The organism is Lunatimonas lonarensis (assembly GCF_000390185.1).
GTDB lineage: Bacteria > Bacteroidota > Bacteroidia > Cytophagales > Cyclobacteriaceae > Lunatimonas > Lunatimonas lonarensis.
Map to the genome: position 1 here is coordinate 88,445 of NZ_AQHR01000110.1, position 13,316 is coordinate 101,760.

General features: G+C 49.6%; 14 protein-coding genes. 2 read left to right on the forward strand and 12 right to left on the reverse strand.

Translation table 11 applies throughout. The features are described 5' to 3' along the window. Positions 1-43 precede the first annotated feature (43 nt). Complete coding sequence (locus ADIS_RS23595) at positions 44-211, forward strand: very short patch repair endonuclease (RefSeq protein ID WP_262493048.1); 168 nt, start codon at positions 44-46, stop codon at positions 209-211. A gap of 133 nt (positions 212-344) precedes the next feature. On the opposite strand, the gene ADIS_RS19640 is transcribed toward ADIS_RS23595, so the two are convergent. The 10 genes from ADIS_RS19640 to ADIS_RS19685 all read right to left on the reverse strand — a co-directional run bounded on the left by ADIS_RS19640 (position 345) and on the right by ADIS_RS19685 (position 9,542). Then, positions 345-1,058 (reverse strand): HNH endonuclease, encoded by a 714-nt coding sequence (locus ADIS_RS19640; protein ID WP_010856456.1) that lies wholly within the window; start codon positions 1,056-1,058, stop codon positions 345-347. Between the two features lie 44 nt (positions 1,059-1,102). Continuing rightward, positions 1,103-1,375, reverse strand: a complete 273-nt coding sequence (locus ADIS_RS19645; protein ID WP_010856457.1) for a hypothetical protein — start codon at positions 1,373-1,375, stop codon at positions 1,103-1,105. A gap of 132 nt (positions 1,376-1,507) precedes the next feature. Then, on the reverse strand, positions 1,508-2,770 hold the full coding sequence (locus ADIS_RS19650; protein ID WP_010856458.1) for an amidohydrolase/deacetylase family metallohydrolase: 1,263 nt from the start codon (positions 2,768-2,770) through the stop codon (positions 1,508-1,510). 83 nt (positions 2,771-2,853) lie between these two features. Continuing rightward, positions 2,854-4,077 (reverse strand): aminotransferase class V-fold PLP-dependent enzyme, encoded by a 1,224-nt coding sequence (locus ADIS_RS19655; protein WP_010856459.1) that lies wholly within the window; start codon positions 4,075-4,077, stop codon positions 2,854-2,856. Positions 4,078-4,129: 52 nt separating this feature from the next. Continuing rightward, the gene (locus ADIS_RS19660; protein WP_010856460.1) at positions 4,130-4,669 is read right to left on the reverse strand and encodes a RidA family protein; all 540 of its coding nucleotides are present in this window, start codon (positions 4,667-4,669) and stop codon (positions 4,130-4,132) included. Between the two features lie 30 nt (positions 4,670-4,699). Continuing rightward, positions 4,700-5,455: a carbohydrate-binding family 9-like protein gene (locus ADIS_RS19665; RefSeq protein WP_155907627.1), complete on the reverse strand. Its 756-nt coding sequence runs from the start codon at positions 5,453-5,455 to the stop codon at positions 4,700-4,702. 21 nt (positions 5,456-5,476) lie between these two features. After that, the gene (locus ADIS_RS19670) at positions 5,477-7,186 is read right to left on the reverse strand and encodes a c-type cytochrome (RefSeq protein ID WP_155907629.1); all 1,710 of its coding nucleotides are present in this window, start codon (positions 7,184-7,186) and stop codon (positions 5,477-5,479) included. Positions 7,187-7,505: 319 nt separating this feature from the next. Next, complete coding sequence (locus ADIS_RS19675) at positions 7,506-8,399, reverse strand: MerR family transcriptional regulator (protein ID WP_010856463.1); 894 nt, start codon at positions 8,397-8,399, stop codon at positions 7,506-7,508. Next, positions 8,396-8,839 (reverse strand): sterol desaturase family protein, encoded by a 444-nt coding sequence (locus tag ADIS_RS19680; RefSeq protein WP_010856464.1) that lies wholly within the window; start codon positions 8,837-8,839, stop codon positions 8,396-8,398. Before ADIS_RS19680 ends, ADIS_RS19675 begins: the two co-directional genes overlap by 4 nt. Before the next feature lie 40 nt (positions 8,840-8,879). Further along, entirely contained in the window at positions 8,880-9,542 is a 663-nt protein-coding gene (locus ADIS_RS19685) for a carotenoid biosynthesis protein (protein WP_051113364.1), read from the reverse strand. 118 nt (positions 9,543-9,660) lie between these two features. Between ADIS_RS19685 and ADIS_RS19690 the strand changes: the two genes are divergently transcribed. Beyond that, complete coding sequence (locus ADIS_RS19690; protein WP_010856467.1) at positions 9,661-9,969, forward strand: DUF4286 family protein; 309 nt, start codon at positions 9,661-9,663, stop codon at positions 9,967-9,969. On the opposite strand, the gene ADIS_RS19695 is transcribed toward ADIS_RS19690, so the two are convergent. Both ADIS_RS19695 and ADIS_RS19700 read right to left on the reverse strand, forming a co-directional pair. After that, the gene (locus tag ADIS_RS19695; protein ID WP_010856468.1) at positions 9,966-10,469 is read right to left on the reverse strand and encodes a hypothetical protein; all 504 of its coding nucleotides are present in this window, start codon (positions 10,467-10,469) and stop codon (positions 9,966-9,968) included. The genes ADIS_RS19690 and ADIS_RS19695 overlap by 4 nt on opposite strands. Positions 10,470-10,705: 236 nt before the next feature. Continuing rightward, a complete protein-coding gene (locus tag ADIS_RS19700) occupies positions 10,706-13,267 on the reverse strand; it encodes a M14 family metallopeptidase (RefSeq protein ID WP_010856469.1) in 2,562 nt (853 codons plus the stop codon). Positions 13,268-13,316: the final 49 nt, after the last annotated feature.

Here is a 13,316-nt window from a genome sequence, read left to right on the forward strand (position 1 = left end):
TGCGTCCACGATCAAATCCAACCGTGACTTCTGGATTCCCAAGATCGAGCGTAACAGGCAGCGCGACCGCGAAATCAACCACTACTACCAGTCCAAAGGCTGGACCGTGCTGCGATTCTGGGATTTTGAGGTAAAGAGGGAACTGGGGATGTGCGTAAAGCGGGTGGTGGATTGTCTAGCCGCAAATCTAAACCGTTTCCAATTGCAATAACCTTTCCTTCAAGCCAAAAGCGATGGTCCTCTTTACGAGGGTATTGGCTTTTAGAAATGAAAAAAGTTCTTTGTTTAAAAATTACTTTGTTATAAGTGCCGAGAAGATACAGAGACGATAATTTTTTACCGACTCATATTTTGAATATGTGTAATAAATGAAACTCAAGGTATTTTGCGTGATTTTTTTGAATCCTTATCTTAAGATTTCCACTAACCTGCAGCATTGAGGGATTGGAAAGTTGGTTAGATATTCGGATTTTTCCATCACCTTCAAAACCAATGTAGCCAAGATCAAAGAGTTTATCATACGTTGGAAGCAATAGCAGTCCATTGTATTTGTCTGTTTTCTCTGAATTTGTACATTTTTTCCAGGGTTTTATATGCGAAGCAATTAGGAATCTAGCGTCCGGATAACCTGAGATGGAACATTTTCCCCAAAGCTTCAAAACATTCTTTCGAAATAGACCTTGCCCTCTTCGGCTCAGAATAATACTCTCTTTTTCCAATTCGGTTAAGGTTGGATCCTTAATAATGCCCTCTATTTCAGGATCCACCGGTTTTAGTGGAATACCAGAGAATGACTCAAGAAACTCAAGATACAGGTCTAAAGAGCGACTGTACATGTTATTGCCACGTTTGTTCTTTTGATAGAATTCATCGTAGCTAAAGTAGATTTCTTTTACCTTCAAAAGCTCATCGGCATTCGTGATGGAATAAATATCGTGGGCGAGACCATCTCTTTTCTTTAGGTGATTGGAGATCGTCTTTATCGTATTTGAATACTTTAGCGGCTGTGTAATATATCCTTTGGTTGCTCTTAGCCAATTTTCAAATTCAAGCTTCATGGTCGGTTAGAAAATATAAAAATCATATGTCTTGTTTTCGAAAACTAAAGGGCCTGCACCACAATCCCTCCAAATCGGAATTCTTCCGCCCGGCAGCGGATTCCCTGTACGTAGCAGGTGTCTCCGTCGAAGGGTTCGCCGGTGTCCCGGTACTCGCCCTGACAGCCCTGGCCAAATAGGGTGGTATTGTAGAATACTACCGGCCGACACTCGGCGTCCGTAGTCTGTTCACTGCACGTGTTACAGAGATACTTGGGGTAACGGGAGGAATAGGAAACCTCCTCCTTACAAATCGGACAAAACTGCTGCGCTTCCATGGGGTTCTGTTTTTGCGTTCAGTTCCAAGTTCGGAAAAAGATCCAGTCTTTAAAAACCTGAGCCCCAAAAAAACAACCCCCAAGCCGAAATCCATTCGACTTGGGGGTTGTGTAGTTGTAGAAAATGTTCTCCTAGCGTCGGCTTACGACCACGGGGTTGGCGATGCCGTTGAGGTCATAGACGATGCGTCCATCGCGGATGGTCATCTGACACTCAAAGCGTTTGTCGCCTTCGATCTTGTAGCCGTTGCGGTCCCAGAAGCCGAAGTCTCCCTCACGAAGCTGCAGGATGGCTACATCCGCTATTCCTCCCTCGCTAAGGTTGCCCAGCATCTCGCGGTTGATCACCTGTGCGGGTGCCCAGGTACTCATTTCGATCACCTTGTCCAGATCCACGCCCATGGCGAGGAATTTGGACATGATATTCAGGATATCTTTCATGGCGGCATTCATGCTGCCCTTGTGCAGGTCGGTACTGATGGTATTGGGCAGGAAGCCTGCCTTGATAGCCGGAATCGCCTGACGGAAGTCAAAGCTAGCTCCTCCATATCCTACGTCAAATACAATCCCATGTTCCTGTGCCTCGCGAACGAAGGGCTTAAACTGCCGGGTCTCGTAGTCCACGATGGGTTCCCTGGCACCGCCCAACTCGGCAAAGGTATGGGTATAGATATCTCCCGGACGCAGCCGCTCAAAGAAGAGCTCCCGAAGCCGCAAAGGCGCAAAGGCCATAGATCCCCCAAAGTCGATGATCACGGGCATGTTGGCGATGTTGCCTGCCTGCACCGCCCGGTCTATGGGTGTCCAGTCCCTCCGAGCATAGTGTGCCACTTTGAAGCCTACGACGTGCTCTTTGTACTTCAGCGCCGCCTGTGCGGTGATTTCCGCATTCATATCGGTGGTGTCCTGTTCCCAGGCACCGCCACGCATACCCTCGCCTACGATGTTCATAAAGGCAAGTACCCGGGTACGGGAGGGATCGATGATGTTTTGCTTGAAAATATGGATGTTTTTCCATCCCGGTCCACCGCAGTCTACGATGGTGGTGACGCCCACACGAAAGGTATACCCGTCTGGATCCACGGCGGTAAGGCCATCGCTTAGGTAGCTGTTTTCACGGGTGCCGGCAAAGTTGTGGCCGTGTATGTCGATCAGGCCGGGTACAACCAGCATGCCCTTTGCGTTCACCACCTGAGTGGCTCCGTCTCCGGGTATGGATGCGGCGATGCGGGCTACTTTGCCGTCTTTGATGGCCACATCTCGCAGCCCGTTGGTACCGCTCTTCGCGTCAATGACGTGTCCGCCCTTGATCACGATATCGTATTCTTGGGCCAGTAAGGCTCCCGAGGCAAGAAAAGCCATCAGAGCAACTAGTAGTCTAACTTTCTTCATCATGTTATTTGGTTCTTTGGTATTCAGATGCCTCGGAGGGACGCCCCTCCGAAAAATCTGGTAAGTATTCGTGTGGGTAATGCTTGCTATACTTTTGCCGCCGACAGTTCCTCGGATATGCGCTTGGCGACGATCTTTTCCTCTCCCGGCCGCAACATAAAAACCGTTAGGCTGATGGCATGCTCCTTGCCTCCGATCACCTCTATGGAGGGGTTACCGGCACGGAGTTTCTCCTGCAGTTGGGGACGGGTCAAGCGGAAATAGGATGGATCCCAGGAAATTTCGAGGTAGGGTGTATGGTTGGCAATAGGGGGTACGCTCACATCTGTGGTGATATTGCCTACCTTCTTAACGGTTTCTGCGATCAGGAAAACCTTGTCTTCCCAGGATTTCCATTCCTTATCGTGGTCCGTGTTGATGTACTTTTCCAAGGCTACATACATGCCTAGGATCTCCTCCTTGTTTACTTTCATACCCCTGCCGATGGTACCACCACGTGGAGGCGCACTGAGCCGGGCGGCTTCGATCAGGTCCTTGCGGCCCATGAGTATGCCGGCACTTTGGGGGCCCTTCATGGCCTTACCGCCAGAAACGCAGACCAGGTCAAAACCCATGTCGTTGTATTTCCAGAGGTTTTCCACCGGGGGTACATCGGCAGCCATATCGATCATGGTGGGGATACCGTGTTTTTTGCCCAAGGCCACGAATTCCTCGTGCTGGATTTTGCCTTCGGGTGCTTGGTAGTTGAGAAACCACATCATGGCGGTGCGGTCGCTGATGGCTGCTTCCAGTTCCTCCACCGTCTCTACCGGAACCATGGTGACTCCGGTATTGGTAAGGGCATGCACATAACCTACGTTATGGCTTTTCTGTACGATCACCTCATTTTTCATTCCCTGCAAGTTGGGCAGCTGGGCGATCTTTTTTCGATCGGTGCCGGTAAGCACACCGGCGAGGCCCAGCACCATGGCGGACCAGCATCCTGCCGTTACGGTGGCCGCCTCGGCATGGCACAGCTCGGCGATCTTGGCACCTACCTTGTCCTGCACCTCATCCAGCATGGCAAATTGTGTACCGGTGATTTGGATGGTTTCCATCACTTCCTTCGGCATCAGGGAGGCGGTCATGGCCGTGTAGGTACCCGCTGCATTCACAAAGGTGCGAATGCCCAGTTCCTTCATCACGTCCCTTTTGGGAGCTTCTTCCAGGGATGATCCCATTGCGGACTGCAAGGGCAAACCCGTGCCTATCATGCCTCCCACGAGTGGGAGAGCAGACAGTCTTTTCAGTAATTTTCTTCTTGATAACATATTCTGAAGTCTTTTTTGGCCCGGAGGTTCGGTGCCTGTAAGGAAGGGAGGTTTAGTCCTCTACCTCCACAATCATTTCAATTTCTACGGCTATGCCGCCGGGTAGGGATACCATGCCCACGGCGGAGCGCGCGTGCTTGCCACGTTCTGGGCCGAATACTTCCACCATAAAGTCCGTGAATCCGTGGATTACCGCAGGGGATTCCACAAAGTCCGGCGTGCTGTTTACCATGCCCAGTACCTTGACGATGCGCTTCACTTTCTTCAAGTCACCGATTTCGTATTTCAGGGCGTTGAGCAGCTGTATACCAGTGAGGCGCGCGGCCTCCCTGCCTTGGGCCACCGTCAGGTCGGCACCGAGTTTACCGGTCATGTTGGTGCCATCCGCCTGCATAGGGCCGTGACCGGAGAGAAATACCAAGTTACCGGTACGGACAGCTGGTACGATGTTGCTGGCTCCCGGCCCTTTCGGTACCAAAGTAATTCCCATGTCGGCAAGTTTCTTTTCCGGATCATAGGTGCCCTGCGCATACAGCATAGATGCGGTTCCCAAAAACAAACAGGCGATAGTGGTCAGCAAGGATAGTTTCATAGTGTTTTGTTTTTTATAAATGAATGGTTGTTATTCGAAGATCAAGGTACCAAAATACTGGGGTAGATGAAAATCAGGCCGCGGATTATCCACCACATTCCAAGTAAAATAATGGGGATTGCCGGTTCGACTGCCCGTTTTGTAGAAATTGGCTTTCCACTTTACGCCCGGTGCGGGGGTGGTCACCTTGCCATGCTCGGAAAGCATGGCTAAAGGCACCTTGTACTCGATCGTCCAGACGGTGTCTTTCACGATCTCGGGATCCACCACAGCGGGCATGGAGTGGGCTATTTCTATTTTTCGAATCTGCTCCGCCTCCAATACTTGGTAGTTGCTCCGGGGCTGTTTCACATAGTGGAGCAGCGGTATCCCTCCTGCGTTGATTTCCAGGTTGAAGTAGGTCAGGGGGCTGTCGGTGTCGGGTGAAAAGAAGAATTCCACGCAGGAATCCGTGGAGACAGGCCCGTTGATTTCGGTTACTTTGCTCTGTACATACCTGTCCTGCACCCGAAAGATCCCATAGATATACTCCGAATCGTACATCAGTTTGGCATGGGTGATGGGACTGAATAGGGGTTTTTCGCCCATGTAGTGGGTAAGTTCCACCGCTTCCACCTCCTTCCAAATGGCTTTATCCCAGTCCGCATCGATGGTGATCGGTCCTGGGATGGGCTTTACCCGATAGGTATTTTCCTGCATGGTTTTTTCTTGGTTTGGTTGTATGGTCATCATCGTCAGGGCCATCGCGGCTGCCATCCAAACGCCTGGGTTACTTGTGATGAACATGGTACGTCACGTTTCGTGTGGTTAATTTGTTTCTTTGGCGGCTAGTTCCTCCCTAACGCGCTTCACTTCGAGCGGGGATACACTTACGGCATTGTTGCCGAAGCTCTTTCGGATGTAGGTAAGCACGGATGCCAGGTCCTCGTCGCTCAGGAAGTTGTGGGCGGGCATGATTTGGTTGTAGTTCACCCCGTTTACCGTGATCGGCCCCTCCATACCATTAAGGACAATTTCGATAAGCCTACGTTTATTTCCTGTTACCCAGTCGGTTTCTGCGAGGGGGGGGAACCGCGTCCCGTCGCCTTTTCCATCCCGTTGGTGGCAAGTAGCGCAGTAGAGGTTATAGGTCTTGGCACCGGCTTCTAAGAGTCCGACTTCTAGGTTGTCTTTTTCCGGGTGGGGATCCTTGATATTCGTACGTGTATTTTTACGCTCTTCCATTTTGGCCAATGCTGCCGGTCCGAAGTCCCCTTTTTTGCCGGTATACATTACCCGCCAGACTTTGCCCTGCACGCTTTCGGTTATATACAGGGATCCGTCTGGACCCATGGAGAGTCCCATTGGTCTGGCGGCGGCATCGCCGGTGTTCACGATCGTGTCCAGTTGGGCAAAGCCGTCCGCAAACACCTCCCAGGGGCCTGATGGTTTACCGTCCTTAAAGGGAACAAATCCCACAAAGTAGCCTGCTTGGGGGTAGGGACCCCGGATCGTTGATCCATGAAAGGCTACGAACGCCCCGCTTTTATAGCGATCGGGAAATTGGTTACCCCGGTAAAATAGCAGATCGTTGGGTGCAAAGTGTCCGGGAAAACCCAGTAAGGGATAGGTGATCTTGGCGGGATCTGCCTCGATTTTCTTGTCGCCTCCATACTCGGGGTTAAGCAGTTTTTTGCCCTGCATTTGATCGTAGTAGTAATAGGGCCAGCCGCCGTCTATGCCTTCATCTACTCGGAAGAACTCCTCCGAAGGTAGTAGGGCACTTTCCCAAGGGGAATACATGTCGGGCCAGGTTCGGTTCATATTGTCCCGGCCATGCTGCACCACGTACAATGCGTTTTCTTCTTGGTTCCATTCCATGGCCACCACGCTACGAATTCCAGTAGCGTAGCGGTATCCGTGTTCTTGTTGGGTTTGGTTTAGTGTGTTTGCGTCAAAACGCCAAATGCCGCCGTGCCATTCGAGCTGCGGACAAGGATCCATGCCCGGTGCGCCCGGTCTACGGTTAAACTCCTGGCAAACGTCGCCGGGAGACCCGTAGGGAACGTAAATATGCCCTTCATTGTCGAAGGCGATTGGCTTGGCGATGTGTTCGTAACCATGCTCGGCGTTCTTGTAGTCATCTTTGACGATGAGTTCGGCATCTCCTGTCGGCACCAGGTTATCCATGTCCATTTTCATGCGGTATACTTCTCCCGCGGTGCTGAAATACAGGTAACCGTTGTAGATACGCATGGCCGTACCATAATTGCCGGTGTCGGGATAGTCTCCAAAATATTCCACCACGTCCGCTTTGCCGTCGTTGTTGGTATCCCGAAGAGCCACCAGCCCCTGCCCTTCGCTGTTGGGTACCCGAAGCTTCATGTAGATATCGCCTTTTTGGTCTACCGTGAGATGGCGGGCCCGTCCAACGCTATCTATTACCACTACGGCCTGAAAGCCATCCGGCAGGAAAAGCCCGCCATTATCAGGATCTCCCGGGGGGAGATTGCTATCGGGTGCGCATGATAGCAGCATGCATAATCCAAGTGAGCAAAGCCACCCTATTGGGTTTGCCCGATACGTAAATTTTTGTAAAGGTTTCCAATACATATACTGCAATTTGTTGAAGAAGAATCGAAGCTGGAAAGGGTGATTATTGCAATTGTAAACGTAAACGTTCTTTAAATATAACAAAGAGGACGAAGATTCTTCTTAAAATAGTGACTAGAAACCGAAAAAAGCTTTTGAGTGGAAAAAAGAGGGGTGTCAGATTGAAACTCGACTACACGTTCAGACTGTTCAAAAAACACGTGTAAAAAGTACATCAACCGGCCTAACGAATGGGTTGGATTCGCTAGGCCACGTTAATCTGACTGGCGAGGTATTCCTTAATATCCTTCAGGTAATGTAGTACACGGACGTTGTCTGGATAATTCAGATCTTGACCGATTACCTGATACCCGGAAATCAGGACGGTGCTTTCATGGAATCTAGTGGAGAGGGAAAAGATATAGTCCTGTAGTTCCTCCGCCGGTGGAGAGGTCGTTACGACCGTAAGCAGGTAGTCCGGCTTATGGACCTGATAAACCGCATTTAGGTCTGCATCCGGTGTGTTCTGTCCAAGATAGATAACCTTATGCCCGTTTGCTTTGAGGATGTAACAGGAAAAGAGCAGGGAGATTTCATGAAGCTCGCCGGCGGGCAAAAAAAGCAGAAATTTCTTGCCACCTGCCTGCTGCACCTGTCCGTCGATCGCCACAATGAGCTTTTGGCGAATCAAGTTGCTGATAAAATGCTCCTGTCCGGGATGAATGGAGCCAGTCTGCCAAAGTACTCCGATTTTGGATAGAAAAGGGTAGATGATGTGGATCATGGTCATCTCAAACCCGATCTTAAGGATATTGGTAGATATGATCTTATCGAACCGGGCCTCGTCCATCTCCACCATGCAGATGGTGAGTGCATGGATCTGATCTTCGTACGTGAAAGAACGCTCGGTAAGGCGCAAAACCTCCTGTGCGATTTGATCGGGAGACATCTTCGCTATTTTGCTGATCTTGTAGCCATGCTCGTTGAGCAATGCTACATTTAGGATATGGCGAAGATCCGCATCGTCGTAATACCGGATGTTGGTATCCGTGCGTTTTGGCGTCAACAGGCTATACCGTTGTTCCCAAATCCGTAGGGTATGGGCTTTGATGCCTGAAAGCTGCTCTAGATCCTTAATAGAATAATTTCTCACCATCATACGCGCTTCTTAAAATATTTTTTAGGTACTATGAACAAGCCAAAAGATACCGACCCGTCTTTCTGATTGGTGGCGTGATGGGCTTGATGAGCTCGGAATATTCCGGCGAGGTAACCCCCCTGTGGACGTTTGAACAATTTGATCCGCCGGTGGATTAGCATATCGTGCAGCAAGAAATAACTGACACCGTAAAGGCTGATACCCACTCCCATCCAAAATCGGTAATCCAGTGCGCCAACACCGAGGAATATCAGCAAGACAGCAATGGAACCAAATAGCATGGAGAACAGGTCGTTTCGTTCAAAGGGTCCCTCCGTATGCTGATGATGGGTCTTGTGTATGTTCCACAAGGGGCCGTGCATGATGTACTTATGAATAAACCAACCGGCAAATTCCATCAATGCAAAGCCTATAACCGTAAACACAACTGCATATACCATCTTAAGGATAACTTTAAATCAGTCTTTTTGTTCTGTCTCTTTATAAAAGGAAGATTAAAATTGCGAAGAATAAAAACAAATTTAGCAAAAGGTACGTTGAAATTTGATTTTCACGAACAAGCGGAAGATTTTGGTAAATAAGCTGGATCAAAAATGCGACCAAAAACCACCCTATATAGTTGCCGAGCGGGATTTCCCCGCCCTGCCAGTTCCAAAAATCCAAGGTGATGGCAACTGGCTCAATGACGAAATCCAATACGACCATAAGGAGGGAAGCCGCTGCCGCCGCTATCAACGGAGATTTTATCCAATTGGCCGCCAATTGCCCAGACGCATAGGCCAGAATAAACCAGTTGATGCCGATGATCAAGGGTACCCCGGCCAACTTGAGCCCCAACACCGGGCCATAGGAATAATCGCCGAACAAGAGTCCGGTTTGTACGCCTACGATCTCAGCAATCATCCCGATGCCAAAGGAGGCCAACAAAAACATCCAAAAAGATCGTGACCAATCCGTATGGAAATAAAGTAGGATGCCCGCGCACATCAACAGATGGAAGGGGGTGAGCAGTTGGAAAAGTGGACGGCTAACCTCCAAGTACAGGCCTACGATACCGACCACATGGAAGATGCTGATCCAAATTTGAAACGCAAGCGTTTTCTCAATTGTGAATGATCCGATGCGGAGGCTGCTGCTGTTCATAGGCTTGATGACTACCCCTATCAATCAAAAAGAGGCACTTTTTGTTTCGGAGTGAAATGGATTAACTTTGCGGGCTGCTAGATGGACGGCACAAAACTAATAAAATTAACCTAAAGGAATGATTGTATACAATATCACGATCAGCGTGGATCGGAAAATCGAAGGGGAATTTATCAGATGGATGAAGGATACCTACATTCCAATGGTGCTGAACACGGGTTATTTTTTCGATTACCGCTTTCTTCGGCTACTCAACCATCCGGAGGAAGGCGAGGGGGTGAATTTTGCCACGCAGTTTTATGCCGAGACGATGGAAAAGATGATGGGATTCGAAAATCAACAGGCCCATTTGGTTCAAGAAGCACTTGAAAAGCGGTTTCAGGGTGAATTTGTTTTTTTCCGTTCGCTGCTGGAGTCCGTTGACTAGGCCATTTTTAAAACCAAATCCCCTTTTCGTTTGACTATTTTCAGGGAGAAGTAATCGTTGATTAACGATTTGCACCGGTTTTCGGCAAATACAGCCCGGCTTTCCGTGTCGTACAGCAGGCTCATACGCAGCATGGTCTTCACATAGGATTCCTGCATACCCAGTTCACAGCTCCACAGCCTCAGCTGTTCCAGCCAGTCTTCCTGGTATTTTTCCAGATGGGATCGCCCATCAAAAAGGATCTCCAACTGATTGGATCCAAAGCGATAACGGTAAATACCCGAAAGCTGCCGATAGATAACGGCTATGCTGTCTTTTGGGAATGCCTTGTTGGAAAGGATCTGTACATACGTGTCATCCATTAACTGCAGCGGATTGTGCAGGAGGGTGTAGGCATGCCGTAGCTCTGCGACCATTAGCGCTATGCCCTCGTCCTCGGCGCTGGTTTGGGCCTGCCGTAGGATATAGTTCTTGTCTAACGGGAATAGTTTTTGGATCATAAGCCAATGAAAACAAAGGCAAAAATAACATGAATTAAAAAGTTAAAAAAATTTATCGATAGCTATGATTGCGACAAACAAATAAATTATCCCGGATCGAGCACTGTTTGAATAGAAAAAACTGTTTTTGATCCCTTTTTGCCATCCATCTAGGCAGCTGGAGAATACGTGGAAGAGAATTCCCTGCCTGAAAAACCAGCATGGATTTATCAGACAGGGAGTAGTGTGGTTCCCCACTACCTCGCGGAGTTGCCGTCGATGGTTTGGCCAAAGAACACGGCGTTCAAAAACAGTTTGTTGGTACCAAACCAAAATGCCCGGAAATTCGGATTGTCCACCATCCCGATAATTCTGCCGGATCCAAGGGCAGCTACCTGAATGACGGCGGAGCTCTTTAGTTTTTCCAAGTTGGAGGGATGAATGTAGCCACTCGCGAGTGGGCTATCGGTGTACACCAAGGGGTTTGCGTAAGGGTTTTTAGACGGGGTAAGGAACTGATTACCGGTTTTGAATACAAAGAGATCCGGATTTGAGTAACCATAGCCGATAGGATGGGTATTGTCCAGCTTAGCTTTGAAAATGGCACCTCCGGTAACCCTTGCCCCTCTGTCAGAGGCCAGGTTTTCGTAGGGTCTTTGCAACGCGTTACTTTGGGCAGGTTCTTCGGCCACAAAAGAAAAGGCGGCCAACTCCATCGAAACCAACCAATTCAAAGCAGCACCTCGGGCGATCAGGGTTCCCCCTTTTTGTGTCCAAGCCTTCAGCTTTTCCGCTCCGGTTTTGCCAAGGATACCATAGGAGCCAGTAGGAAAAATGATGACGTTATACCTATCCAAATCTGCACTGGAAAAACGGTCTGTCGAAACCAATGTCACAGGCATATCCATACGCTGATCAAACAAATGCCACATTTCCCCGGCATCTGAGGCCGAAACGCCGCGATCTACGACGATGGCTATTTCCGGCTGTCGGAGTACGCTCATGCTGGGTGATCCCAGGTTCACTCCTGCGGTGTATCCGGAGGGAACCGCATGTATCGTAATGCCTGCGTCTTTGGCGATGGTTTCAAGGTCGTTGAAAAAGGATTGGTCACTTACATCGGCATTCCCCTTGCTGATCAAGATAGTGCCCCGGCCAAAATCCACCTCGGTCTGACTCTTGAAGGGCTTATGGGCTACACGCAGCAAATACCCCTTGCCCATCAGGGCGTAAGCAGCTTTTGGTGCATAAAAATCTGTCCACTCAAATGCGTAGGCATAGGCGCCCGGCGCTCCCATCACCGATCCTTCAGGTAGGGAAATTTCACTGGTGATTTCCTCCACATTCGTGAGGTTAACGATACGGCTGCTCAACGCCTGATAATTTACCTGAAAGGCCATGGGGAAATTCCAGGTGGACACATCGTAAAACAGGCTGTCCTGGAATTCCGTTCTGGTCTCAAACATGGATTTGATCAACCGGTACTGAGGCTGATCCAGGGGTATGATAAAGGATTTTTTTGCTTCAAAAGGCATACCGTTGACCACAATGTCTTCCTCCAAGCTATACAGCCGGATGTCATGATGCAGGAGGATATCAGCCAAGTGGTAGGAGCGTGCCTTGTCGTCGTTTACCCCAAAAATAAAGGCTTTGTTGCTGTCGGATCCTGCCTCGCTTTTCGCTTGGCGATAGAACTCCATCATGTATTGGTTCATCTCCAACCTGAGGTTCCTGGCGGCTTCGAAGGAAGAAAGTGCCGTCCGTACCTGGTTCCGTATGGTAAAGGGGAAACTGATTTTTCCAAACTGATTCTCCTGTAGATGCCCTCGCGAGGAGGCCTGCTCAAACAAGATCCCAACGGCTCCCTGAATATCGGGATAGGTCGATCCTTTCCCGTAATAATAGTCATCAAAGCTCTCTCTGCTGTAATAAAGGGAACCTATTTCATCCAGATAACGGGCATGGTACTCGGCGATTTTTTCGGTCAGCTCAATGTTTTTTCGAGGGGTAAGGGGGTTATTTCGGCTGGGGATTCCGGGTTGAAAAAAATAGGTCGCATCTGGTCCCATTTCGTGAAAATCCAACACCAAGTTTGGCAGCCACTCCTGGATCTGCCGTATCCTTCCCCGCGATTCGGGATGTTGAACAGGCAGCCAATCCCGGTTCAGATCAAACCAATAATGGTTGGTACGCCCGCCAGGCCAGGCTTCGTTCAGCTCCCGGTTGTTTCGGTCGCCGTTTAGGTGGTAACTTTTGTGGGAGTTTACCCAGGATGCAAAGCGATTTACACCGTCGGGATTTAGGGCGGGATCAATAAGCAGTACCATGTTTTCGAGGTCGGCGCCCACCTCCTCGGCCGAGGCGAAGTGGTAGGCAGTGACGATGGAGGCCTGAATGGCCGAGGCTTCGTTGCCGTGTACCGAATGGCCCAAATACATTACGAAGGGGGTGTCTTCCGGATTGGCATCCTCCGGTTTATGTCGCAGGGCTCTTCGCTGCTCTTTGATTTCATCAAGCCTGCGCAGGTTTTGCGGGGAAGTAACCACTAACATAAGGAGTGGACGCTTTTCGTAGGTTCGACCATACTCTATCAACTTCACCCGGTCGGAGGTCTGCGCCAACACCCGGAAGTACTGGGCCACTTGATCGTGACTGGCATGCCATTCGCCCACTTCAAAACCCAAAATCGACTTGGGAGAGGGAATGCCGGGGTCGTGGGTGAATCCAGCAGGCAGGTAGTATTCCAACCCTTGTTCCTGCGAAAAACCGGAGAAGGCCAACATCAAACAGCCGAACAGGCCAATGCAAAAATTCTTCATGTATGTGTCATTTTTAGTTCGTTCCAACCGATTCCGAGTTTTACGCCAT